Annotated in this window: 23 protein-coding genes and 1 pseudogene; 14 read left to right on the top strand and 10 right to left on the bottom strand. The window is 72.6% G+C overall.

All coding sequences use genetic code 11. The annotated features are described in order from the left end of the window. The first annotated feature begins 48 nt into the window (after positions 1 to 48). A complete protein-coding gene (locus tag EAO72_RS16010; protein WP_148018009.1) occupies positions 49 to 360 on the top strand; it encodes an SCO5918 family protein in 312 nt (103 codons plus the stop codon). Positions 361 to 433: 73 nt separating this feature from the next. Here EAO72_RS16010 and crcB read toward each other — a convergent pair whose 3' ends face one another. Together crcB and EAO72_RS16000 are read right to left on the bottom strand one after the other, a co-directional pair. After that, a complete protein-coding gene (gene crcB, locus EAO72_RS16005) occupies positions 434 to 808 on the bottom strand; it encodes a fluoride efflux transporter CrcB (protein ID WP_148018008.1) in 375 nt (124 codons plus the stop codon). Next, on the bottom strand, positions 805 to 1,245 hold the full coding sequence (locus EAO72_RS16000) for a fluoride efflux transporter FluC (RefSeq protein ID WP_261991499.1): 441 nt from the start codon (positions 1,243 to 1,245) through the stop codon (positions 805 to 807). Before EAO72_RS16000 ends, crcB begins: the two co-directional genes overlap by 4 nt. A gap of 265 nt (positions 1,246 to 1,510) precedes the next feature. Between EAO72_RS16000 and EAO72_RS15995 the strand changes: the two genes are divergently transcribed. The 7 genes from EAO72_RS15995 to EAO72_RS15965 all read left to right on the top strand — a co-directional run bounded on the left by EAO72_RS15995 (position 1,511) and on the right by EAO72_RS15965 (position 9,725). Continuing rightward, the gene (locus tag EAO72_RS15995) at positions 1,511 to 3,058 is read left to right on the top strand and encodes a hypothetical protein (protein WP_148018022.1); all 1,548 of its coding nucleotides are present in this window, start codon (positions 1,511 to 1,513) and stop codon (positions 3,056 to 3,058) included. 108 nt (positions 3,059 to 3,166) lie between these two features. Next, entirely contained in the window at positions 3,167 to 3,931 is a 765-nt protein-coding gene (locus tag EAO72_RS15990) for a peptidoglycan recognition protein family protein (RefSeq protein WP_148018007.1), read from the top strand. A gap of 78 nt (positions 3,932 to 4,009) precedes the next feature. Beyond that, positions 4,010 to 4,594 carry a GNAT family N-acetyltransferase gene (locus tag EAO72_RS15985; RefSeq protein ID WP_148018006.1) on the top strand — a complete coding sequence of 195 codons (585 nt, stop codon included), beginning with the start codon at positions 4,010 to 4,012 and terminating at the stop codon, positions 4,592 to 4,594. Positions 4,595 to 4,734: 140 nt separating this feature from the next. Further along, a complete protein-coding gene (locus EAO72_RS15980) occupies positions 4,735 to 6,948 on the top strand; it encodes an MMPL family transporter (protein WP_148018005.1) in 2,214 nt (737 codons plus the stop codon). Positions 6,949 to 6,953: 5 nt separating this feature from the next. Beyond that, positions 6,954 to 8,141, top strand: coding sequence for a sensor histidine kinase (locus EAO72_RS15975; protein ID WP_148018004.1), 1,188 nt, complete (start codon positions 6,954 to 6,956; stop codon positions 8,139 to 8,141). A 22-nt stretch (positions 8,142 to 8,163) separates the two neighbouring features. Further along, entirely contained in the window at positions 8,164 to 8,841 is a 678-nt protein-coding gene (locus EAO72_RS15970; RefSeq protein WP_148018021.1) for a response regulator, read from the top strand. A 152-nt stretch (positions 8,842 to 8,993) separates the two neighbouring features. Then, positions 8,994 to 9,725, top strand: a complete 732-nt coding sequence (locus tag EAO72_RS15965) for a dienelactone hydrolase family protein (protein WP_148018003.1) — start codon at positions 8,994 to 8,996, stop codon at positions 9,723 to 9,725. A 45-nt stretch (positions 9,726 to 9,770) separates the two neighbouring features. On the opposite strand, the gene EAO72_RS15960 is transcribed toward EAO72_RS15965, so the two are convergent. Together EAO72_RS15960 and EAO72_RS15955 are read right to left on the bottom strand one after the other, a co-directional pair. After that, entirely contained in the window at positions 9,771 to 10,109 is a 339-nt protein-coding gene (locus EAO72_RS15960; protein ID WP_148018002.1) for a P-II family nitrogen regulator, read from the bottom strand. After that, a pseudogene (locus EAO72_RS15955) lies at positions 10,106 to 11,431 on the bottom strand (ammonium transporter). Before EAO72_RS15955 ends, EAO72_RS15960 begins: the two are co-directional and overlap by 4 nt. Positions 11,432 to 11,699: 268 nt before the next feature. Here EAO72_RS15955 and EAO72_RS15950 point away from each other — a divergent pair. The 3 genes from EAO72_RS15950 to EAO72_RS15940 all read left to right on the top strand — a co-directional run bounded on the left by EAO72_RS15950 (position 11,700) and on the right by EAO72_RS15940 (position 14,661). After that, positions 11,700 to 12,605, top strand: a complete 906-nt coding sequence (locus EAO72_RS15950; RefSeq protein WP_148018001.1) for a helix-turn-helix domain-containing protein — start codon at positions 11,700 to 11,702, stop codon at positions 12,603 to 12,605. A gap of 95 nt (positions 12,606 to 12,700) precedes the next feature. Beyond that, the gene (locus EAO72_RS15945) at positions 12,701 to 13,672 is read left to right on the top strand and encodes an SMP-30/gluconolactonase/LRE family protein (RefSeq protein WP_148018000.1); all 972 of its coding nucleotides are present in this window, start codon (positions 12,701 to 12,703) and stop codon (positions 13,670 to 13,672) included. A 212-nt stretch (positions 13,673 to 13,884) separates the two neighbouring features. Further along, positions 13,885 to 14,661: a polysaccharide deacetylase family protein gene (locus EAO72_RS15940; protein WP_148017999.1), complete on the top strand. Its 777-nt coding sequence runs from the start codon at positions 13,885 to 13,887 to the stop codon at positions 14,659 to 14,661. 25 nt (positions 14,662 to 14,686) lie between these two features. Here the strand turns inward: EAO72_RS15940 and eno are convergent, their stop codons facing one another. Next, positions 14,687 to 15,994: a phosphopyruvate hydratase gene (gene eno, locus EAO72_RS15935; RefSeq protein WP_148017998.1), complete on the bottom strand. Its 1,308-nt coding sequence runs from the start codon at positions 15,992 to 15,994 to the stop codon at positions 14,687 to 14,689. 162 nt (positions 15,995 to 16,156) lie between these two features. Here eno and EAO72_RS15930 point away from each other — a divergent pair, with 162 nt between their 5' ends. Continuing rightward, entirely contained in the window at positions 16,157 to 16,579 is a 423-nt protein-coding gene (locus tag EAO72_RS15930; RefSeq protein WP_148017997.1) for a MarR family winged helix-turn-helix transcriptional regulator, read from the top strand. A gap of 176 nt (positions 16,580 to 16,755) precedes the next feature. On the opposite strand, the gene EAO72_RS15925 is transcribed toward EAO72_RS15930, so the two are convergent. Both EAO72_RS15925 and EAO72_RS15920 read right to left on the bottom strand, forming a co-directional pair. After that, the gene (locus EAO72_RS15925) at positions 16,756 to 17,991 is read right to left on the bottom strand and encodes a hypothetical protein (RefSeq protein ID WP_148017996.1); all 1,236 of its coding nucleotides are present in this window, start codon (positions 17,989 to 17,991) and stop codon (positions 16,756 to 16,758) included. A 60-nt stretch (positions 17,992 to 18,051) separates the two neighbouring features. Next, a complete protein-coding gene (locus tag EAO72_RS15920) occupies positions 18,052 to 18,561 on the bottom strand; it encodes a SigE family RNA polymerase sigma factor (protein ID WP_148017995.1) in 510 nt (169 codons plus the stop codon). Positions 18,562 to 18,753: 192 nt separating this feature from the next. On the opposite strand from EAO72_RS15920, the gene EAO72_RS15915 reads away from it, so the two are divergent. Together EAO72_RS15915 and EAO72_RS15910 are read left to right on the top strand one after the other, a co-directional pair. Then, positions 18,754 to 20,010, top strand: a complete 1,257-nt coding sequence (locus EAO72_RS15915) for a hypothetical protein (protein ID WP_148017994.1) — start codon at positions 18,754 to 18,756, stop codon at positions 20,008 to 20,010. A 69-nt stretch (positions 20,011 to 20,079) separates the two neighbouring features. Beyond that, entirely contained in the window at positions 20,080 to 20,721 is a 642-nt protein-coding gene (locus tag EAO72_RS15910; RefSeq protein WP_148017993.1) for a hypothetical protein, read from the top strand. Between the two features lie 90 nt (positions 20,722 to 20,811). On the opposite strand, the gene EAO72_RS15905 is transcribed toward EAO72_RS15910, so the two are convergent. From EAO72_RS15905 to EAO72_RS15895, 3 genes are all read right to left on the bottom strand, one after another. Next, positions 20,812 to 21,741, bottom strand: coding sequence for a TauD/TfdA dioxygenase family protein (locus tag EAO72_RS15905; RefSeq protein ID WP_148017992.1), 930 nt, complete (start codon positions 21,739 to 21,741; stop codon positions 20,812 to 20,814). 249 nt (positions 21,742 to 21,990) lie between these two features. Continuing rightward, entirely contained in the window at positions 21,991 to 22,593 is a 603-nt protein-coding gene (locus EAO72_RS15900) for a TetR/AcrR family transcriptional regulator (protein WP_148017991.1), read from the bottom strand. A 58-nt stretch (positions 22,594 to 22,651) separates the two neighbouring features. Beyond that, positions 22,652 to 24,172, bottom strand: coding sequence for a class I adenylate-forming enzyme family protein (locus EAO72_RS15895; protein WP_148017990.1), 1,521 nt, complete (start codon positions 24,170 to 24,172; stop codon positions 22,652 to 22,654). Positions 24,173 to 24,179: the final 7 nt, after the last annotated feature.

The following is a 24,179-nucleotide window of genomic DNA, read 5'->3' as shown; positions in this document are numbered from 1 at the left end:
CGCCCGGTTCCGTCCCCCGGTTCCGTCCCCCGACCCCGTTGAGGCACTATGCGCTGCGTCATCGCCCGTTTCCCGTTCGACCTGTTCAAGCACGAGGTCGAGGAATCGATGAAGGGCATCAAGCCCGAACCCGTCACCGGGGAATCGGTGATCATCAGTCGTCGTGTGTACCCCGTCAAGCAGGTGGGCGAGGTCATCACCCGGCAGGACCGCCGCGACTTCTCGGCCGGTGAGGTGACCAGGGCGCTCTCGCGTCTCGGTTTCACCTGCCGGTCCGTCCCGGCGCCCGCCGCGCCCGTGGTGCTCAGCCCGCTGGAAGCGGCGTCCGCCGCTCTGGGCACGCCCGGCCAGGACGTCTGAGCCCGCACCGTCGCACACCGGGGCCCGGTCTTCCCGCAACCGCGGAGAAGGCCGGGCCCCGGCATGTGCCGGGTCAGCTCCAGAGCGCCTCGGCGAGCGCGACACCGGCGTACGCCGCGCCGAGACCCGCGCCCACGCTCGCCACCGCGTTGGCCGCCGCGGAGAACCGTGCCCCGCCCTCGGCCAGCCGCAGCGTCTCGTAACCGAACGTCGAGTACGTGGTCAGCGCCCCGCAGAGCCCCGTCCCCAGCAGCAGCTGGAGGTGCGAGGACGCGGCGCCGGCCGCCACCGCGCCGGTCAGCAGACCCAGCACCAGACAGCCGCTCACGTTCACCGTGAAGGTCCCCCACGGGAAGACGGTGTCGTGCCTGGACTGCACCGCCCGGTCGGTCAGGTACCGCAGCGGCGCACCCACCGCCGCACCGATGATCACCAGCAGCCAGTTCACGGGCGCTCGCCGCCCTTCCGTCCGGGCCGGACGGTCTCCAGCGCGCGACGCGTCACCCACACCGCGCTCCACACCGCCGCGAGGGCCGCGAGCAGGGTCAGGCCCAGATAGGCCAGACCGGTGCGGGCCCGGCCGCCGGCGACGAGGCGCTCGATGTCCACGGCGTAGGTGGAGAAGGTGGTGAACCCGCCCAGTACCCCGGTGCCGAAGAACGGCCGGACCAGACGGTGCGGCGTCCACGCCTCGCTGATCACCACCATGAACACACCGATCACCGCACAGCCGACGACGTTCACCACGAGGGTCGTCCAGGGGAACGTGCCCGTCCCGGTGGGCCACAGGAGCGCGGCCCCGTAGCGGGCGGAGGCGCCCGTCGCGCCGCCGAGCGCGACCACCGCGACGACGGCGGTCTGCGGGTGGTGGGGCTTCGTGGACACACGTCTCCTGCCGGTCGGGCGCTGCCGCCAGATTATCGCCCGTGCGCCGCGGGGGAGCCTTGTCCAGGGCACTGCCGTCGTCGCCCGAAGCGCGGCGGACGGCAGTGTGACGACAGGCCCTAGGGTTGCCCGGGTGTATGCCAACGGGGAGTTGCGGACAGCAGCCGCAGGGGACGTCGGCCGGGGCCGCATTCCCCGGCAGCGGGACGGGGCGCGGGGCGGCCGGGAGCCGGAGGGCCGTGCGTCGTGGTGGCGGCGGCACCGTGTGCCGGTCGTCGCCGTGGCCGTCGTCCTTCCGCTGTACGGGGTGTGGGCGGCCTTCCTGGCCACCGGCGGCGGCGACCTCGCCGCACAGCTGGCCTGGTCGGGGTTCACGGCCCGCCACCCGGGCGCGGCCTACAACCTCTCCTGGTACGGGGGGATGCACACGGCCAACTACAGCGTCTTCTCCTCGTATGTGATGGCCTTCCTCGGTGTGCGGACGGTGTCCGTGGCCGCCGGGATCGCCGGCACCTGGTTCATGGCCCTCCTGTTCGCGCGCCGGGGTGTGCCGCACGCCGTCGTGTCGGCGGGCCTGGCGGCGCTCGCTCTGTGGTGCAACGTCGCGTCGGGGCGTACGACGTTCGCGCTCGGGGTCGCCGTCGGGCTCGTCGCCTGTCTGTACGCGCACCGTTCGGTGACCGCCGCCGTGGCCGGGGCGCTGGCGACGATGGCCAGTCCGGTCGCGGGGCTGTTCCTCGTGGTGGCGGGGGCGGCGTATCTGCTGGACCGGCAGTGGCGCAAGGGCGCGGTGCTGATGGTGCCGTTCTTCGCCGTCGTGGGCGCCACCACGGTGCTCTTCCCGTTCGAGGGCGAACAGCCCATGCACGCCAACCGGTTGTGGATGCCGATCGTCGTCTGTGCCGTCCTCGCCGTCGCGGCGCCGGTGGGGCGGGAGTGGCGGCTGCTGCGGTACGGGGCCGTGGTGTACGCGGTCGGCGTCCTCCTCACCTACCTCATCGCCTCCCCGATCGGGACGAACGTGGAGCGGCTGCTCGGGCTCGTCGCCGTGCCCGTGCTGGTCATGGCCGTCCTCGCCCTCGTCGGCGAGAAGGCGTGGGCGCGGACGGCCGTGGTGGCGGTGGCCCTCGTGCTGTCCGCCAACTGGCTGGTCGACAAGACCGTGGACGACCTCCGGGTCTCCACCGAGGTGCCGTCCTGGGCGTCCCGCACCGAGGGGGTGACCGGTGAACTGGACCGCCTGGGCGCCGGTCTCGGCCGCGTGGAGGTCGTCCCGGCCCGCAATCACCGGGAGGCGGCCGTGCTCGCCCCGCACGTGAACATGGCGCGCGGCTGGAACCGCCAGCTCGACGTCGAGCGCGGGCGGCTGTTCTACGACGGGGCGCTGTCCCCCGACGCCTACCGGGCCTGGCTGGACCGGTGGGCCGTGGGCTACGTGGTGCTGCACCACGGGCAGCCCGACGGGCCCGCCGAGGCCGAGGCGGCGCTGGTCAGGACCGGACAGCCCTGGCTGGAGCAGGTGTGGCGGGACGACGGGTGGACGATCTACCGGGTGCGGGGCGCGACGCCGCTGGTGGACGCGCCCGCCCAGGTCGTGCGCGGCGACGACGCCGAGCTGGTGGTGCGGATGCCCGAGGCGGGCTCGGTGACCGTCCGCCTGGCGCATTCGCCGTGGCTGCGGGTCCGCGGCGTCGACGGCGCCCACCGGGGTTGCCTGCGGCAGGACGGGGAGTGGACGAGGCTGACCGTGCCCAGGGCCGGGACGTACCGCCTGGACTCGACGTACCGGCTGCCCCGCCACAGGGGCTGCTGAGGCGGGGCGCCCGGTTCCCGCCCTGAGCGGCGCGCGGGCCGGACCTGCGGTTTCACCCGATCGGCCACCGTATCTGCGCGCCGGGCACGGAGGCCGCAGGGTGGTTCCATGTGGCTCCGTCACCGACTCTGGCCGGCCGCCGCGGTCCTCCCGCTCACCCTTCTGGTGCTGCGGGACGCCCCGGTGCGCTTCGCGCCGCCCCCACCGCAGGCCCGGGCGCACGAGCGGGCGCCCGGGGTGCCGCAGCCGGCGATCGTCACCCGGGCGGCCTGGCACGCGGACGAGCGCATGGTGCGGGAGCACGCGGTCTACACGGGCGCCGTGCGGGCGGTCTTCATCCATCACACGGGCGAGTCCAACACCTACGACTGCGCCGACGTACCGCGCATGCTGCGGGCGGTCGAGGAGTCCCACATCAAGGGCAACGGCTGGGACGACATCGGCTACAACTTCCTCGTCGACCGGTGCGGCACGATCTACGAGGGCCGGGCCGGAGGCATCACGCGTCAGGTCCGCGGGGCGCACACCACGGGCTTCAACGCCGACAGCGTGGGCATAGCGGTGCTGGGCAACTACGGGCGCGGGGCCGAGGTGCCGAAGGCCATCGTCCGGGCGCTCGCCGAGGTGGCCGCGTGGAAGCTGCGGCCCGGGGCCGATCCGCAGGGCACGGTGCGGCTGGTCTCCACGAACGACGCGAGCCGGTACGCGAAGGGCGAGGCGGCCGTGCTGCACGTCATCTCGGGCCACCGCGACGCCTACCAGACCAACTGCCCCGGCGAGGCGCTGTACGCGAAGCTGCCGGCGATCCGGGCCACGGCGGCGGCCCTGCGCCAGGCCCGGACGGGCACGGCGGACGCGGAGCCACCCCACTGAGCCCGGTGCACCACGCAACCATTTTGCACTAGTGCATAAACTCTTTATACCTAGTTCGAAATGGGTTAGCATGCCGTCATGTCTGCCACGACCCCGCTTCCCGTGACCCTGACCGGCCGCCACGTCCGCATCGAACCGCTCTCCCCGGACCACCTCGACGACCTCTTCGCCGCCGGCGGCGGTGACGACGAGGTCTGGCGCTGGCAGGGCGGGCCGACCCCGCACACCCGGGAGGAGCTCGGCGAGAAGCTCACGGCGCTGCTCGCGGCCGGGACGTACCTCCCGTTCGCCGTCATCCACCGCGCGAGCGGACGGGCGGTCGGCTGGACCACGTACCTGGACGTCGACGTGTCCCACGAACGCCTGGAGATCGGGTGGACGTGGTACGGCCGCGCGTACTGGCGCTCGGCGGTCAACACCGAGACGAAGCTGCTCCTGATCGGCCACGCCTTCGAGGAACTGGGCATGGGCCGGGTGCAGTTGAAGACCGACCATCTCAACGTCCGCTCCCAGAACGCGATCGCCCGGCTCGGCGCCCACCGCGAAGGCGTGCTGCGGCGCCACCGCCGCCGCCCCGACGGCACCTGGCGCGACACCGTCTACTTCTCCCTGCTCGCCGACGAGTGGCCCGAGGCGAAGGCCCGCCTGGAAGCCCGGCTCTGACCTCTCGCTCACCGGCACGCGGCCGGCTGCCGACGCCCGTACGGGTGCGGGCCCCCGGGTCCGTGTCCACCGGCCGGTGGACCCCGGGGTCCACCGGCCGGGGCTGCCGGGCGAAGGGCCCCGCGAACCAGCATGGACGCATGAGAACGCGACCCGTACACATGGCCCGTTGGAGCGCCCGGCACCCGTGGCGCGCGATCGTCGGCTGGTTCGTCTTCGTGCTGCTGTGCCTCGGCGCGGGCATCGCCGCCGGCAACAACCCCGCCACCACCAAGGACTTCTGGGTCGGTGAGGCGGGCCGCGCCGAGTCGATGGCCACCGACGCCGGACTCCAGCGCCGGCCCACCGAACACGTCCTGATCCGCGCCAGGTCGGGCCCCCTGGACACGGAACGGGCCGGAGCGGCGGCCCGCGACCTCACCGCCCGGATGGCGGCGCTGCCCGAAGTGGACCGTGTGGAGCCGCCCGCCCGCTCCCAGGACGGCATGGCCCTGCGCGTCACCGTGGTCATGAAGGGTGCCGAACTCGACGGCAGGAAGAACGTCGTCCCGCTCCTCGACCGGACCGCGCAGGTGGCCGCGGCCCACCCGGACCTGATCGTGGAGGAGACCGGCTCGCCCGCCATCAGCAAGGGCGTCAACGACCAGCGCGGCGAGGACCTCGCCCTGTCCGAGCGCCTCTCCCTGCCGGTGACGCTGGTCATCCTGCTGATCGTGTTCGGCTCGGTCGTCATGGCCGGTGTGCCGCTGCTCCTGGCGCTCTCCTCGATCGCCGCGACGATGGGCCTGGCCATGCTGGCCTCGCATCTGATGCCCGACCCCGGCGTCGGGACCAACATGATCCTGCTCATGGGCCTCGCGGTCGGCGTCGACTACACCCTCTTCTTCCTCAAGCGCGAACGCGAGGAACGGTCCCGGGCCGCCGGCCGGCTCAGCTCCGAAGCGCTCGTGGAACTTGCCGCGGCGACCGCGGGCCGGGCCGTCGTGGTCTCCGGTCTCGCCGTGATCGTCTGCACCGCCACCCTCTACCTGGCCACCGACGTCATCTTCTCGTCGCTGGCGACCGGCACCGTCCTCGTCGTCGCCGTGGCCGTCCTCAGCTCGCTCACCGTGCTGCCCGCGCTCCTCGTGAAGCTAGGCCACCGCGCCGAACGCCGTGCCGCGAAGAAGGCCGCCCGGCGCGCGGAGCGGGGTGTGCCGGTCCGTACGAAGACGGCGAAGCCCGAGCACGGCCGGCTGTTCGGCGCCCTCATGCGTCCCGCGCAGCGCCACCCCGCGATGACCCTGTGCGTCTCGGTCCTGGTCATGCTCGCCGTGGCGGCGCCCGCGCTGGGCCTCAAGCTCGTCGACCCCGGCCGGGACACCTTCTCCCGCGACATCCCGGCCATGCGGGTCCACGACCGGCTGACCACGGCGTTCCCCGAACTCCTGGTCAAGCACGAGGTGGTGACCCGCGGCGCCCCGGACCGGGCGCCCGAGGTCAGGAAGGCCCTGACCGAACTCGGCCGGGCCGCCCAGGCGGACCCGCTCTTCGCCCGCACCGGCGAGCCCGTGGTGCGCACGTCCGCCGACGGCCGGACCAGCGTGCTGGAACTGGCGGTGCCGCACCCGGCGCCGTCCGACGAGGCCATCGCGTCCCTGGACCACCTGCGCGACCGCTACATCCCGTCGACCGTAGGCCAGTTGGGCGCGGTGGACACGGGGGTCAGCGGTGATGTGGCCCGCGGTCAGGACTATGTGCACCACGAGCGGAGCAAGCTGCCGCTGGTGATCGGTTTCCTCCTGCTGCTCACCTTCGTCACGACCGCGGTGGCGTTCCGCTCGGTGGTCGTCGGGCTGCTCGGAGTCGTACTGAACCTGCTCTCCGCGGCCGCCGCACTCGGCGCACTGGTCCTGGTCTTCCAGGGCACCTGGGCCGAGGGCCTGCTGGACTTCGACTCCCTCGGCGCGATCGCGTCCCGGGTGCCGCTCTTCCTCTTCGTGCTCCTGTTCGGCCTGTCGATGGACTACCAGGTCTTCGTCGTCAGCCGGATCAAGGAGGCCATGGACCACGGGATGACGGCCCGCGAAGCGGTGGCCGACGGCATCGAGCGCTCGGCCAAGGTGGTGACGAGCGCGGCCCTGGTCATGGTCACGATCTTCGCGGCCTTCGTCTTCCTGCACCTCACCGAGATGAAGCAGATGGGCTTCTGCCTGGCCGTCGCGGTCCTGCTGGACGCCGTGGTCATCCGGATGCTGATCCTGCCGTCCGCCCTGCTGCTCCTCGGCGAGCGTGCCTGGCGCCCGCTGCGCCGCAGGCCCGGCGGCGGCGTCCCGACCGTCCCCGTCGGCCGGCCCGTGCCCCGCGTAGGCTGACGGACATGCTTCCACGGCCCCGGCGCGGCGATCCCGTCTGGATCTGGGTGCTGCACGGGTGGGAGGTCTTCTCCTGGGGGCTGATCGCCCTGGTCACCCTGATCACGATGGCGGGCGGCACCCCGGCGGACCGCAAACTCGGGATCCTCGCGCTGACGGCCGTACTCGCCCTCTGCTACGGCCTGGTGCGTACGCGCCCCGCCGGACGGGCGGCGGCCGGATACGGATACCTCGGCGTCCTCGTCGTCGTGCTGGGGCTGCTCGCGTACCTCGGTGACGGCTTCGGGGTCTTCTACACCGTGACGCTCACCCAGTTCATCGTCTTCGCGGACAGTCCCCGGGGTGCCATCGTGTTCACCGGCCTCGGCGCCCTGGCGATCACCCTCGGCGGCGGTCTGCGCGAGGGCGGGCAGCCGGACGTGTTCCTCACGAACACCGTCTCCTCCCTCGGCGTCTGGGCGGTGGCCGTCGTGATGACACTTTTGACGCCCCGTGCGCTGGCCCAGCGCGACGAACGCGCGGCCCTGCGCGCCGAGTTGGAGGACACCCAGCTCGAACTGGCCGAGGTCTACCAGCGCCAGGGCGCGGCGGAGGAACGCGAGCGCCTCGCCCGGGAGATCCACGACACCCTCGCCCAGGGTTTCGCCTCCATCATCGTGCTCGCCGAAGCGGCCAGGTCACAGCTGGCCGTGGACGTCGAGCGCAGCGCCCAGCAGCTCCGGTCCATCGAGCAGACGGCCAGGGAGAACCTCGCCGAGGCCCGGGTCCTGGTCGGCGCCGCGCCCCGCAGCGGCGTGGCCGCCGGATCGGTCGCCGCGACGCTGCGCCGCACCCTGGACCGCTTCCGCGAGGACACCGGACTCGACGTGTCGGCGGACCTCGCCGACATCGACTGCGACCAGCCCACCCGGATCGCCCTGCTGCGCTGCACCCAGGAGTCCCTGGCCAACGTCCGCAAGCACGCGGCGGCGACGACGGTCGGCGTGGTCCTGGCGCCCGGACCCGACGCCGTGGAGCTGGAGATCACCGACGACGGGCGCGGGTTCGACGTCGAGGACTCCCACGGCTTCGGCCTGGACGGCATGCGCAAACGGCTCGCCGAGTTCGGCGGCGGCCTCACCGTCACCAGTTCGCTCGGCGACGGCACGCGGATCCTCGCCACCATCCCGCTCACCCCGAACGGCCAGGAGTGACATGACACCCGACCCGTCCGATATGGGCGCCCCGTCCCACCCGGGCGCCCCGTCCGCCCCGTCCGCCCCGCTCCCGCTGCGGATCATCCTGGCCGACGACCACACGGTGATGCGCGCCGGGCTCATCGCGCTGCTCTCCTCGGAACCCACCGTCGAGATCGTCGGCGAAGCGGGCGACGGCCGCGAGGCCGTCCGCCTCGTCGAGCGGCTCCGCCCCGATGTGGCGCTGCTGGACCTGCGGATGCCGGTACTGGACGGGGTGGGCGCCACCCTGGAGATCGTCGCGGGCCAGGCCCCGACCCGGGTGCTGATCCTGACCACGTACGACACCGACGCGGACATCGAGCGGGGCGTCGAGGCGGGCGCCACCGGCTACCTCCTCAAGGACGCCACCCGGGAGCAGCTGGTCGAGGCGATCCACTCGGCGTCCCGGGGCGAGACGGTCCTGGCCCCGCGGGTGGCACAGCGCCTGGTGGCCCGGATGCGCCGGCCCGTACCCGTCACCCTGACCGCCCGTGAGTCCGAGGTGCTCCGGGCGGTCGCGGACGGGCTGTCCAACGCGGAGATCGGCCGCAGGCTGTTCATCGGCGAGGCGACCGTGAAGACCCATCTGCTGCGGATCTTCGCCAAGCTCGACGTCAACGACCGCACGCGTGCGGTGGTCGTCGCGCTGGACGCGGGTCTGCTGCGGGGGCGCTGACGCTTGCGGGACGGGCCCGGGGTACGGATCGTCCGCGGCCGGCCCGCGCGGTGGAACGGCGCCGGACACCACGGCGGACCCGGCGCTGCCGCGCGGGCTCCGCCTCCTGCCGCGTGGACCGGCACCGACTCGTCAACCACCACAGGAGAACCATGCGCACCGAGACGCTGCACATTCCGACCGCGGACGGCCGGGCGGACGCCTTCGCGGCCTTTCCCGACGACGGCGAACGGCACCCAGCGGTCCTGATGTACCCGGACGGCTTCGGGATCCGGCCCGTGCTGCGGGACATGGCCCGCGAACTGGCCGGCCACGGGTACTACGTGCTCGTCCCCAACATCTTCTACCGGCACGGCCCGACACCGGTGATCGAACTTCCCGCGCACATCGGAGCCGAGGAACGTCCCGCGGTCTTCGCCCAGTTGATGCCTCTGATCGAGGCGCACACCGCGGAACGCACCCTGAGCGACGCCGAGGCCTACCTCGGCTTCCTCGCCGCCCGGGCCGAGACCGACGACGGGCCGGTCGCGGTGACCGGCTACTGCATCGGCGGTCTGGTGGCGACCCGCACCGCCGTGGCCCACCCCGGCCGGGTGGCCGCCCTCGCCGCGTTCCACGGCCCCGTGGGCGCCGACGGGACGGACAGTCTCGCGAAGCTGACCGCGGAGGTCCATTTCGGCCACGCCGCGAGCGACTTGACGCCCGAGGCGCTCGCCGAGCTCAACCAGGGCCTGGACGCGGCGGGGGTGAACTACACCTCCGAGATCTATCCCGGATCCGTCCACGGCTTCACCATGTCCGACACCGATGCCTTCGACGCCGGTGCCCTGCGGCACCACTGGGATCGGCTGCTGCCTCTTCTCGCAACCGCCCTGGCCCGGTAGCCGAGGACGGCGGCGCAGCCGGGGCTCCCGCGCCGGCGATACCGCCTACAGCGCGTCCGGCCCTCGCTCGCCCGTGCGGACCCGCACCACCGTTTCGACCGGCTGGGTCCACACCTTGCCGTCTCCGATCCGGTCGGTGCGGGCGGCGCGCACGATCGCGTCGACGACCGGGTCGGCCTCCGGGTCGGCGACGACGACCTCGATGCGGATCTTGGGCACCAGGTCGACCCGGTACTCGGCGCCCCGGTACACCTCGGTGTGGCCGTGCTGCCGCCCGTAGCCGCTGGCCTCGGTGACGGTGAGGCCGTGCACGCCCAGTTCCCGCAGCGCGGTCTTCACCTCGTCGAGGCGGTGCGGTCTGACGACGGCGGTGATGAGCTTCATGAGGCGGGGTTCCTGTCCTTGGAGAGCGGCGTCGGCCGGGCGKGCACGGCCTGCGGAGCGCCATGACCCAGGGCGCCGTGATCGTAGGCGCTCTCCGCGTGCAGTGTCTGGTCCAGGCCGGTGAGCTCCTCGTCCGCCGAGGCCCGCAGACCCATGAACCGGTCGACCGCCTTGCCGATGCCGTACGTCATGAGGAAGGTGTACGCGGCCACGGCCAGTACGGCGACGGCCTGCCGGGCGAGCTGGCCGAACCCGCCCCCGTACAAAAGCCCTTCGGCGCCGCCGGTCATCGCGGCCGTCGCGAACAGGCCGATGAGCAGGGTGCCGACGATGCCGCCGACGAAGTGCACGCCGACGACGTCCAGCGAGTCGTCGTAGCCGAAGCGGAACTTCCAGGCGACCGCGTACGAGCAGATGACGCCCGCGGCGAGGCCGACCGCGGCGCCGCCGAGGATGCCCACGGTCCCGCAGGCGGGGGTGATCGCGACCAGCCCGGCGACCGCGCCGGAGGCGGCGCCGAACGTGGTGGGGTGGCCGTCGCGCTTCTGCTCGACGAAGAGCCAGCCGAGCAGCCCGGTGCAGCCGGCGACCAGGGTGTTGAGCACCGAGGCGGCCGCCAGCCCGTTGGCGCCGAGCGCGGAGCCGCCGTTGAAGCCGAGCCAGCCGAACCAGAGCAGTCCGGCGCCGAGCATCACCATGGGCAGGTTGTGCGGACGCATCGCGTCCTTCCTGAACCCGATGCGCGGCCCCACGACGAGCGCGAGCGCCAGCCCGGACGCCCCGGACGCGATCTCCACGACCAGCCCGCCGGCGAAGTCGAGCGCGCCCAGCGCGTCCTTGATCCAGCCGCCGGGTCCCTACACCCAGTGGGCGACGGGGGCGTAGACGAGCAGCGTCCACACCGGCACGAGGACGAGCCAGGCGGCGAACTTCGTACGGTCCGCGATGGCACCGCTGATGAGCGCCGCGGTGACGATCGCGAAAGTCAGCTGGAACGTGGTGAACAGCAGGGTCGGCACGCTGCCGGTCACGCTGTCGGGCCCGATGCCGGCCATGCCGACGTGCCGCAGATTCCCGACGAGGCCGCCGAACGCGTCGTCGCCGAAGGCCAGCGAGTACCCGGCGAGCAGCCAGACGACGGTGACGAGAGCGATCGACACGAAGCTCATCATCAGCATGTTGAGTACGTTCTTCGTACGGACCATGCCGCCGTAGAAGAGCGCGAGCCCGGGCGTCATCAGCAGAACGAGTGCGGTGGCGGCGAGCAGCCAGGCGGTGTCACCTGTGTCGATGCCGGCCGCGGCCACGGTCACGGGGGTCACGGGGATTCCCTCCTCGGGGCGCGTGCGGTGCGGGCGACTGAGAGCGTGACCGGTGCGCGTTTCGTCGGAGGGACCTGGATGTTTCCGCCGCATTTCGTTGCGCGGGAGTTGCCGAAATCTCACGGCCGCCGCCGCCGACGCCGACGGGCGCGGGCCGCAGCCGGGCCGAACGAGCCGGGTACCTCCTCCGGGCACCGTGACGCACCCCGCGGATCCGCACCCCGGCAGGGTGAGGCGGCGCACGCCGGGGCTGCGCATACTCGGTCACATGAAGAAGCACGGGCAACTCGCCGACTTCCTCCAGGCGCGCAGGGGCCAACTGCGGCCCGAGGACGTCGGACTGAAGACGTACGGTGAGCGGCGGCGGGTGCCGGGGCTGCGGCGGGAGGAGCTCGCGCTGCTCGCCGGCATCAGCGCTCCCTACTACTCCCGGCTGGAGCAGGGCCAGTCGCACAACGCCTCGCCCGAGGTGCTCGACGCCCTGGCCGGTGCGCTGCGGCTGGACGAGTCGGAACGCGCCCACCTGCACGCCCTGGCGCGCGCCCCGAGAGGGGGCCGGTCCGCCGCCCGGCCGAGGGCGGAACGGATCAGCGAGGCGACCCGGGCCCTGCTGGCCGCTCTCGACGGCACACCCGCCATCGTCCTGGGGCGCCGCAGCGATGTCCTGGCCTGGAACCGGCAGGGGCACGCCCTGTTCGCCGGCCATCTCGACCGGGGCGGCCCCGACGAACCGGGCGGGCGGCCCAACATGGCCAGGGCGGTGTTCCTCGACGCCCATACCCGCGAGCTGTACGCCGACTGGCCCGCCAAGGCCCGCGCGGTGGTGGGCAACCTGCGGCTGACTGCCGGACGGCACCCCGGCGATCCACTGCTGGCCGCGCTGATCGGTGAACTGACCATGCGAAGCCGGGAGTTCGCCACCCTGTGGGCGGACCACCGGATCCTGGCCTGCGACACCGCCGACTACGAGATGCGCCACCCGCTGGTCGGGACACTCACCGTCACCCAGCAGACCCTGCAGAGCCCCCAGGGCGACGGACCGGCCCTGGTCGTGGCCACGGCCGCCACCGGATCACCGTCCGCGGCCGCCCTGGCCCTGCTCGCCCACGCCGTCGCACCGCGGGAGACGGCGGCCCGGCCGCGGCACGACGCGAGCCCCCGCACCGCCGGCTGACCCGAGCCGCTTCCCCGCCTCACCGCCCTTCCGGGGTACCCATGACTTCGGCGCCGCGCCGCGGCTGCCGCATGCCCGAAACCGGAGAAGGAACCATGTCCAAGCGAGCCATCATGACCACCGTGTCGGCCTTCCTCGCGGCCGCCGCGGCCCTCACCACCGCCGTGCCGGCCGGCGCGACGCCCGGCAGCGGCGGGTGGCTGACCGATGTCCGCGTCGCCGCCCACTTCGACCGGAACGCGGGCCAGGCCCCGGAGAACATCGCCCTGCTGCCCGACGGCACGGCCTACGTCACCTTCGCCGGCGCCCGCCAGGTCGTCCACATGACCCCCGGCGGCGCGACCCGCGTGCTGGCGACGCTGCCCGCGCCCGCCGACGGGGGCGTCCACACGCCGGTCCTCAAGTTCGCCCTGACCACGGGCATCGTCCGCGCCGTGGACGGCACCGTGTACGTGCTGTACGCCACCGGCACCTCCGACCTGACGGGCCTGTGGCGTCTGCGCCCCGGCCAGGAGCCCCGGCGCATCGCCGCGCTGCCCGCGAACGGACTGCCCAACGGGCTGGCCCTGGACGAGCGGAGCCGGCGGCTGTACATCACCGACTCCGTCCTCGGCACCGTGTGGACCGTCCCCACCACCGGCGGCACGCCCACCGCCTGGTCCACAGCGCCCGAACTCGCCTCGACGGGCTTCCTCGGCGCCAACGGCGCGAAGCTGCACGACGGCGCCCTGTGGGTGAGCAACCTGGACCGGGGCACCCTGCTGCGCATCCCGGTCGGCCCCGGCAACCGTGCGGGCACGCCCCAGGTCAGGGCATCCGGCCTCGTCGGCATCGACGACTTCGCCTTCACCGGCCGCGGCAACCAGGTCCTCGCCGCACTCAACGGCCCCAACCAGGTCGTCCGCATCCGCCCCGACGGCACCAGCACCACCGTCCTCGACGCAGCCGACGGACTCCAGGGCCCCACCTCCCTCGCGCTGCGCCACGACGACGTGTACGTGCTCAGCGCCGCCTACACGACCGTCGACCCCAACCTGCTGCGGGCCCGCCTGAGTTCGCGCCGGTGACCGGCCCGGCGGGCGCCGCGCGGGCACCCGGCGTCCGCCTGCCCCGCAGGGCTCGGCATGGCGCGCCGCCCACGCCTGTCGCGGAATCCCTGCCTTTGTCGCCGCCCGCCTGCAGGTTTGTCCGCGAACGGTAACCGAGGCAGCCTACGCGGCCGTTCGTGTGTCTTGATGGGTGCACGGCATCGGCGGAGCGGACAAAGGGGCGGGCGGACATGGCGAAGCACAAGGGCAGGGCATGGCATGTCCGGCTTCTCGCGGCGGCGCTCGGGGTGACCGCGATGGCCGCCGGCGCCTCCGTGTGGACCGCGCAGGCCGGCACCGCGGAAGCGGGACCCCGGGCAGGTGTCTCGTCGCCGGAGGCCGGGCACGAGGACCAGGTGACCAAGGTCGCGGAGGACATCGCGCACGCCTCGGACCGCGGCGCCCGGGGCGTCAACATCACCATCGACGACGGCCCGGACCCGAACTGGACGCCGCAGGTGCTGCGACTGCTCAAGGACAGCGGTGTGAAGGCCACGTTCTGCATGGTCGGCACGCAGGCCCAGGCGTATCCGAACCTCGTCAAGGAGGTCGTGGCCGACGGCCACCGGCTGTGCAACCACACGGTCTCGCACGACACCGCCATGGACAAGAAGTCCGAGGCCTACCAGGCCAAGGAGATCCTGGACGCCGAACGCATGATCACCAAGGCGTCCGGCGGCGTCCGGCCGCAGTACTACCGGGCCCCGGGCGGCGCCTTCACCCCGTACAGCCGGAAGCTCGCCGCGTCCCGGGGGATGCGGCCGCTGGGCTGGAACGTCGACACCAAGGACTTCGAGCGGCCCGGCGTGGACACCATGGTCGCCACCGTCAAGAGGGAGATCTCCGACGGGCCGACCGTCCTCTTCCACGACGCGGGAGGAGACCGCTCCCAGACGCTGGCCGCGCTGGGCCAGGTCCTGCCGTGGCTGAGGGAGCAGGGATACTCCTTCGGCTTCCCCGTCCGCTGAGGACGGCCGTCGCCCGTGCGGCGGTTCAGTCCCGGCGCAGCGCGGAGCGGCCCGCGTAGCGCGCCGAGTCGCCCAGCTCCTCCTCGATGCGGATCAGCTGGTTGTACTTCGCGGTGCGGTCGGAGCGGGAGAGCGAGCCGGTCTTGATCTGGCCGCAGCCGGTCGCCACCGCCAGATCCGCGATGGTGGTGTCCTCCGTCTCGCCCGAGCGGTGCGACATGACGGCCGTCCAGCCGGCCCGGTGGGCCGTGGTCACCGCGCTCAGCGCCTCGGTCAGGGTTCCGATCTGGTTGACCTTGACCAGGATCGAGTTGCCGACGCCGGTGCGGATGCCCTCGCGCAGGAGCGTCTCGTCGGTGCAGAACACGTCGTCGCCGACGAGCTGGCAGCGGTCGCCGACGCGGGCGGTCAGCTCACGCCAGCCGTCCAGGTCGTTCTCCGCCATCGGGTCCTCGATGGAGACGACCGGGTACGCGTCGACGAGCTTCGCCAGGTAGTCGGCGTTCTCGGACGGGGTGCGGCGTACGCCCTCGCCCGCGTAGTCGTACACCCCGTCGCGGAAGAACTCCGACGACGCCGGGTCCATGAGCAGGCCGATGTCGGTGCCGGGGCGGTAGCCGGTGCGTTCGATGGCGGCCATCACGAAGTCCAGCGCCTCCTCGGCGGTACGCAGCGCGGGCGCGAAGCCGCCCTCGTCGCCGACGCCCGTGGAGTGCCCGGCGGCCAGCAGGTCGCGGCGCAGGGTGTGGAAGACCTCGCTGCCCATGCGTACGGCCTCGGCGAAGGTGTCCGCGCCCACGGGCGCGATCATGAACTCCTGGAAGTCCAGCGGGTTGTCGGCGTGGGCGCCGCCGTTGACGATGTTCATCATCGGCAGCGGCAGGAGGTTCGCCCCGGCGCCGCCCAGGTAGCGGTAGAGCGGCAGGCGGTGGGCCGCCGCGGCGGCCTTGGCGGTGGCGAGGGAGACGCCGAGGATCGCGTTGGCGCCGAGCCGGGACTTCGTGGCGGTCCCGTCGAGGGCGATCAGCGCGGCGTCGAGCCCCGCCTGGTCCGCCGCGTCCCGGCCGCGCACGGCTGCGGCGATCTCCCCGTTGACGTGGGCCACCGCGCGGTCGACGCCCTTGCCGTGCCAGCGCGCGGAGTCCCCGTCGCGCAGCTCCACGGCCTCCCGGGTGCCGGTGGAGGCGCCGGAGGGTACGGCCGCGCGTCCCAGGGAACCGTCCGTCAGGACGACGTCGACCTCGACGGTGGGGTTGCCCCGGCTGTCGATGATCCGGCGGGCGGTGACGGTCTCGACAGCGGCGTCGGCGGGTTCGGATGCTTGTGCGGGCATGGGTGTTCCTTGCCGTTGTGGTGTGCCGTGGCCCCGGCTGCGACAACGCTGGCGCTGGACCCGGCACCGCAAACATTACAGCAATGCTGCTCAGTTTGGCTGTTCAGTATGGCTGTGCAGATCAGTTACGCAGCTTTGCTGACCAACGGGGTAAAGTGCCCTATGCCCACCCCGGAAGCCGCCGCCGTCGCCGCTGAACTGCGTACGGCGATGGGCAAGCTCACCCGACGCGTCAAGCACGAGGACCGCATCCCGCTGGGACAGGTGGCCGTGCTCGGCACGCTCGACCGCGACGGCGCCATGACCACCAGCGACCTCGCCGCCGACCAGCGCGTACGCCCCCAGTCGATGGCCCGGGCGGTCGGACTGCTCATGGAACAGAACCTGATCACGCGCCGGGCGCACCCCACGGACGGCCGCAAGTCGCTGGTGGAGCTGTCGGACGCGGGCCGGGCCGCGCTCGAAGCGGAGCGCGGCCGCAGGGCCGGCTGGCTCGCCCAGGCCATCGAGGCCGAACTCACCGATGAGGAACGTACGTTGCTGGCCCGCAGCGCCGCTCTCCTGGAGCGTCTCGCCACCCGGTAGACAGGGTCCGCGCGGCGCGCGAACACGCCGGGCGCCGGGCCGGCCGGCCTGCGCGTCATGCGGACATCGAGGTGACGCCAGGAACGGCCGGACGGCCCACCGGCTGTGTGCCGGTGGGCCGTCCGTCAATGAGCTGTACGTCGTCCGTCGGTGAACCGTCCGTCGGTGGGACGGACCTACTTCCGCCACACCTTGCTCGTGGCGATCTTCCGCAGCTGAGCGAGGGTCAGCGCGGGTTCCGCACGGGTGGCGGCCTCGTTCTGGTTCGCCGTGTTGAACGCGGAGATCACCACACGAAGGCCGTCGGGGCGGATCGTGTCGACCTCCCTCATCTTCACGCCCTCGCCACCCTTCTCGCCCGGTCCCTCACGCGTGACGACCTTCGTGCCGTCCGGCAGAACCTCCGTGCCGGCGCCGAACAGGTCGCCTTCCACGTCGGACATGTCGGGCTGCACGTTGATCTGGACCAAGCTCCTGCCCCGGCCGTCGTCGACCACCACGTACGCGGCCTCCGTCTCCTGCTTCCCGGACGCCTTCACCTCCAGGCCGTCGGGGAGCTGCGCGGTCAGCCGGTCCAGGATCACGGCGCCGCTCAGACCCTTGACCGGCTGCGCCGGCGCCTGCTTCTCAGGCGCGGGAAGGGACGCGGCGAGGGGGCGCCACTCCTCGGCCCGGACCAGTTCCTTCATCCGGTCCAGGGAGAGCGGCGGGGTGGAGCGGCTGACCGGGGCGTCCTTCTCCGCGGGCGCGTTCCATTCGGACACCGAGATCCGGTAGCCCTCGGGCGTCAGCAGGTCCGCATACCACCACTTGGTCTCCTCGCGGCGGTCCGGGTACTCCCAGCCCTTGAACAGCACGAGGCGCGAGCCGTCCTTCAGCGTCGTGGCGGAACAGGCCTCGAACGTGTTCAGGTTGCTGTCCGGGCAGGAGAGCTCGTCCTTGTTCGGCCGCCCGGGGTCCTCCCGGTTCAGGGTCACCGACAGGGCGGCCTTCCCGTGGCCGTCGTCGTACACGACGGAGGCGACGCCTTCCGGACGCGGGCGCTTGCGGTCGTCCGTATCGCCGCCCCCGCCGACCGGCTGTTCACTGAGCTGCCCTTCCGGCAGCAGAGCCGCGAGCGTTCCGGCCACCGGGGAGAGCGCCGAGGACGCGCCACCGACCTCGCCACCGTTCTGCGAGGAGCCGATGCCTCCCGTGACGAACGATCCGCCGAGCCCGATCGCCGCCAGCGCGGCCACGCTGCCGGTCACCGCGGCGCTGCGGCGCAGCACCGTCCGGCGCCGGCCGCGTGCGACCCCGCCGTCCAGGAGCGGCCGTCCCGCGACGGAGAACTCCTCCCCCGCCTGCTTCATCAGTCCACCGAGGCCGTCCTCGAAGGACTCCCGGTCCTTCCTGTCACCGTTTTCGAGCATGCCGATCACCACCGTCCCCACACCTGTGGAAAAGAGAACTGGAAAGAAGAAAAAGAAGACTCAGTGCACGGCCAGCTCGCCGATGCTGCCGCCGAGTTGCTCACGCAGCCGGGCGAGCGCCCGGGTGCTCCGGGTGCGTACCGCGGCCGAGCTGACATGCAGCGCGTCCGCGGTCTCCGACACCGACCGGTCCTCCCAGTAACGCAGCACGATCACCGCCCGGTCCTTGGGCGGCAGCGCCCGCAGCGCGTCGAGGAGCGTCATCCGCAAGGACGCGTCGCCCGGCGCCTCGCCCGGCCGGTCCGGCAGTTCGCCGCTCGGCCGTTCCCCCGCCGACCTGCGCCGCCGGTGTCCGAGATAGCAGCGCACCAACACGGTCTGCGCGTACGCCGCGGGGTTACCGAGACGCGACGTACGCCCCCAGATCACATACATCCGGCCGAGCGTCTCCTGTACGAGATCCTCGGCGAGATGTGTGTCCCCGCCCGTCAGCAGGCACGCCGAACGGAACAGATGGCCCATACGCGCTTCCGCGAACTCACGGAACGCGCCTTCCTTGGACTGCCTCAACGGTCACCCCCTCTCGCCTACACCCTCTTAGATGCGGTGGCCGCCGGGAAATGTTTCACATCGTGCGGCGGAAAACGACAGGCCGGGGAGCCCGGCCGTTCGGACCGGAAGCATGGCCGGTCGGCCGAAGCGGTGCCGGACGGAGCGCCATAGCGTCCCTCTCGTCAGTGACACCGTGGAGAGGACGACCCGATGGACCAGCGAGCTTCCGCCCCCGGCACCGGCGCGACCACAGAGTTCGGGACGGACATCGTCGGGCTGCTGCTGGAGGCGGTGAGCGGCGCGGTCAGGCAGGAACGCGCAGACGTCGGCACGGAGAGCGTGCTTGCCGCGCTCGTGTCGGGTGACTCGGCCGCGGGTTCCGCCATCGCCCCCGGAATGAGGGCCTCCGGCTCGCTCGCCGGATCGATCGGGGTCCGTGGGACGTCCGTGTGGGTCAGTGACGACGGGACCGAGGACGCGGCGGGAACCCCGGACGACGAGCGGGAGATCGACGCCGTCTGGCGGGAGGTCCGCCAGGACCGGTCCAGGAAGCTGCGATGGCAGAACCGCAGGAAGGAGGCATCGGAGCAGGAGGGTACGGAACTCCCCCCGGTCACCGGTGCGTTGAGGGCCTGCCTGCGCATGGCGCTGGAGGCCGCACGGCTGGAGGGCGCCCTGTGCGTGGGCGTCCGCCACGTGGCGCGGGCGCTGGTCGAGCGGCCGGGGACCCGTGCCCGGGAGGCGATGACCGTCGAGAAACTGGATGTCGCCGCCGCCTCGGCCGCGCTCGGTGCGTTGCGGGGAAGCGACGCGGAGCCGGAGCCGGAGGCGGGCTCGGTGCTGGTGCTGCGCAAGTCGGGTACGTTCGGGAAGAGCGGCAATCCGCTGACCAGGAAGTTCACCGCCTGGATCTTCGGGGGCGGTGCCGGGTTCGGCTCCGCCGTCGTGAGCGCGGTGCGCGCGGAGGCGCTACGGGGAGCGGTGCGGCGTGGGGCGCCGGTGCAGGAGCCGGTCGATGTGCTGCTGGGCATCCTGGCGCTGGACCGGTCGTTGACCGTCGCGGGACGGGAACTGCCGGCGGCGCTGACCGGGGCGAACCGGGGTGCGGAACTCCTGCGCCGCCACGGCGCACGGCAGGATGCCGTCGCCCGCGTACTGTTCTCTTCCGCCGAGATCACCGAGATCACCGAGATCACCGAGAGCACCGAGGGCGGGACCACGAGGGGGGACGGCACCGACGGACGCGACCGGCGGCTGCTGCACGTCGCGCAGTTGACCGCCTCCGCACAGGACTCGCCCACGGTCGGCACGACGCATCTACTGGCCGCCCTGCTGGACGCGGCCGGGACGGACGCGGAGACAGCGGCGGAGATCGAGCGGGTGCTGACCGAGGGCGGGGTGGACGTCGCCGCGCTGCGGGCGGAGCCGGAGCTCCGGGTCCCGGGAGGAGCGGCGCGAGCTGCCTGAGGCCGTGACGGTCCGCCCGCGCACAGGAGGAGAACGACCGTTGGGAACGGCCCCCACAGGGAGGACACCATGATCGCGGCAACGCAGGCGTGGCGGGGGATCAGCCGCGAGGCCACCGCGATCCGTGACGCGGTGCGTTCCGCACCCCGCCGGACCGTGGCCGTGGAGTCGGTACTCGCCGGCCTGGCGCTGCTGTGCGCGCTGGCGCCCCTTCCGCTGGTCCCGCCGCCCCACCCGGTCATGGCCGCGCTGCTGGGCGTGTGGGCGGCGCTGCTGGTGCCCGCGCGGCGGATCCACCCGGCGCTGACGGTCCTGTGCTGCGTGCCGGTGGTGGCCGGGGACAACGTGTGGGCGATGGCGGTGGTGCCGTGGGTCGTCTGGTCCGCCGCGCGTCGCATCGCTCCCGTTCAGCACGCATGGCGGGTGGTCGGGCTGAGCGTGGCGGGTTCGGTGCTCGCTTCGGCCGTCGTCCTGTCCCTGGACGGGATCCCGGACATGGCGTACCTGTTCGCCGCCGCCGGTGGAAGCGCGCTGTTCATCCTGATGCCCGCGCTGTCCGGCCTGATGCTGGGGCGCCGCCGTCGGCTGACCGGGCTGCTGCGGGAGCGCAACGCCTACCTCGAACACGCCCGGTCGCTCGCCGACGAGGCGGCCCGCATGGAGGAACGGGCGCGCATCGCATCAGCGACTACTACCCGCAGCGCCGGGTGATGGAGCGCATCGCCGTCGCCGGAGTACCGCTGTCCTGAACAGCCGGGGTCCGCGCGGAGGGACGGGTCCCGGCGCGCGGACCCCGGCTGTTCAGGACAGCGGTACTCCGGCGACGGCGATGCGCTCCATCACCCGGCGCTGCGGGTAGTAGTCGCTGATCGCGTAGTGCTGGGTGGCGATGTTGTCCCAGATCGCCACGGAGTCCTGCTCCCAGTGGAAGCGGACCTGGAACTCGGGGACGCGGGCCTGGAGCACCAGTTCGTCCAGCAGCTCACGGCTCTCGGCGTCGGACAGGCCCACGATGCGGGTGGTGAACGGCTCGTTGACGTAGAGGAGCTTGCGACCGCTGCGCGGGTGGCGCACCACGACGGGGTGCTCGACAGGCGGCAGGCTCTCGCGGAAGTGCGCGATCTGCTCCTCGGTCATGGTCGAACCCCAGCTGGGCACCCAGTCGTGGACCGCGGTGAGGTTCTCTACGCGTGCCTTCATCCCGTCGGAGAGATTGTCGTACGCCGCTCCCATGTCGGCCCACATGGTGTCGCCCCCGGCGGCCGGCACCTCGACGGAGCGCAGGACCGAGCCGAGCGCGGGTGCGGCCATGAAGGAGTGGTCGCTGTGCCAGATGTTCTCGTTGCCGACGGCCATGGCGTCCTTGGCGAGGCGTGACACGCCCACCGTCCCGGACTTCGGGAAGAACGGGTTGACCTCGGGCGGGCCCCAGATCGCGGCGAGGTCGAGGTGGTGCTGCGGCTCCAGTCCCGTCTGGCCGCGGAAGAAGATCACCTTCCACTCGAGCAGTGCCTGGCGCAGTTCCTCGGTGGTCGCCCCGTCGATCGGCCGGGACAGGTCGACGCCGCTGATCTCCGCCCCGATGTGCGGGGTCAGCGGGCTGATACCGAGGATCCGGTACTGCGCCGGCTCGGCGCCGGGCGCGAGGCGCTCCAGTGTCCGGCGGCCGTAGCGCATCAGCGGCTTGTCGAGTACGGGCTTCGGGCCATCGGTGGTCACGGTGGCGGCCATGGGTTCCTCCCACAATCGACGTTGATTACGTAACCGGCAGTATCGATATAGCGTCGCGACGGGGCAAGGGGTCTGGAGGAAAAGATTCCGGTGAGTGACAGGGGGCGGTGCACGGGCCCCGGCAGCGGCCCGTGATAGCCCCGGCTGCACCACGGCAGCAGCAGGCAGGAGGGCGGGCACGACAGAGCAGCCGCCCCCTCACCGGGGTGCGGCGGGAAGGCCGGCGAGCGCGGGAGCGGTCCTACCGACTCAGGACGGGACCCCGACCGCACGGCCGATCAGGTCCACCACGGAGGCCACGAGTGCGTCGTCCGGCATGGTCTGTTCGCCGACCAGCCGGAACAGCAACGACGCCGCCACCAGGGTTGCCGCGGCCGCCAGGTCGGCGTCCGGCCGCACGTCGCCGCGGGCGACACCACGCTCCAGCAGGTGCCGGGTCTCGCTCATCACCCGTGCCGTATAGGCCCGGTAGGCGCCGGGCTCCGCCTCGGCCTCCGCCGCCGCCCCGATCACCCCTGCGAGCAGACGGCCGACACCGGGCTGCCGGTACGCCTGGGCGCGCGCCGTCAGCACGGCGCGCAACTCGGCACGGAAGTCCCCCATGTCGGGCACGGACAACGGCCCGATGCGCGACTCGGCCGCGGCGATGATCAGATCCTGCTTGGTGGGCCAGCGGCGGTACATGGCGGGCTTGCTCACGCCCGCGCGTGCCGCCACGGCATCCATCGTCACGGCGCTCATTCCGCTCTCCGCCACCAGCTCGACGACGGCGTCGAGGGCCGCGCCCGTGACCCGCTCCTCCCGGGGGCGGCCCGGCCCCCGGCCCGACGGCTTCATCCGGTGCTCGACCATGCCGCGACCTTACGCGGGCAGGGGGGACCGCCCGTCGAAGGGGCAGGGGACCGGACGTTCAGCCGGCGAGCCCGCTGCGCAGCACATGCTTGGTGACCTTCCCCGAAGGCGTCCGGGGCAGCTCGGGCCGCAGGACCAGTTCGCGTGGGATCTTGTAGCGCGCGAGGCGCGGCTCCAGCCACTCCCGTAGGTCGTCGAGGCTCGGCCCGACGTCGCCCCTCGGCACCACCACCGCCACCACGGTCTCGCCCCACTGGGCGTGCGGACGGCCGACGACGGCGACGTCGAGGATGTCGGGATGGCCGCGCAGTACGCCCTCCACCTCCTGCGAGGCCACGTTCTCCCCACCCGTGATGATCATGTCCTTGAGCCGGTCCACCACGGTGACGAAACCGTCCTCGTCCACCCTGCCCAGGTCGCCGCTGCGGTACCAGCCGCCCACGAACGCCTCCTCGGTGGCCTTGTCGTCATCGAGGTATCCGACCATGCGGGTGTCCGACCGCAGCCAGATCTCCCCCGTCCGGCCCGCGGTGGCGTCCGTGCCGTCCTGCGTCACGATGCGCAGGTCGACACCGACCATGCCGCCGCGCCCGATCGAACCCGCCTTCTCCACCTGCTCGGCGGGCGCGAGCGACGCACCGACGGGCCCCATCTCGCTCATGCCGTAGACCTGGTGGAAGTTCTCCGAGCCGTACGCCTTCATCAGCCTGCGGACCGTGTCCGCGTCCATCGGCCCCGCCCCGTAGATCCAGGAACGGACCGAGGACAGGTCGTACGCGTCGAAGTCGGGCACCGCCTGCACCGGGGCGATGAGCGCGATCGGCGCACCGAACATCGCGGTGATTCGCTCCCGTTGCACGGTCTCCAGCATGACGCGGGGCTCGTACTCGCGCTGGAGCACGACCGTGCCGCCCAGCAGGAGCGTGCCCATCGCCCAGTTGTTGAGCGGGGACGCGTGCCAGATCGGCATGCAGACGAGGAACCGCTCGTCGCGGCGGAGAGGGACGGTGGCCGCGGTGTACGTGGCGGTCAGGGCGATACCCCGGTGGGTGTGCACGCAGCCCTTCGGACGTCCGGACGTGCCCGAGGTGTACAGGATCTGGGCGATGTCGGTGTCGGCCCCGGGCTCGCCCTGCCACTCGGCCGCCCCCGCGATCAGCGCCTCGAAGGACCCGGCCGGCTGTTCGCTCCCGGTCGCGTCCGGATGGCTGACCAGCCAGCGGACCTCGTCGGCCGCGCCGGTGGCCCGTTCGCCGATCTCCTGGTCGACGAGCGCCAGCCGGGCACCGCAGTGCCGCAGCTGATGTTCCACTTCGGCGGTCTGCAGCTTGTGGTTGACGGGCACCAGCGTGGCACCGGCCAGCCAGGCGCCGAAGGAGGCGAAGAGGAAGGCCGGGGTGTTGTACGTCATCACTGCCAGGCGGTCCCCGGGCCGGAGCCCCGCTTCCCGCAACACGGTCGCCGCCCGGCGGACGGCGGCGCCGAACTCGCCGTAACTCCACCGCCGGTCGCGGTAGACCAGGGCTTCCTTGCGGCCGGCCGCCCGGACGACGCTGTCCAGCATGGCACTGAGGTGCACGCCTTCT

This window comes from Streptomyces sp. OR43 (assembly GCF_008042275.1).
Lineage (GTDB): Bacteria > Actinomycetota > Actinomycetes > Streptomycetales > Streptomycetaceae > Streptomyces.
The sequence above is the reverse complement of the archived record's forward strand: the minus strand, read 5'-3'. Positions and strand labels throughout refer to the sequence as shown.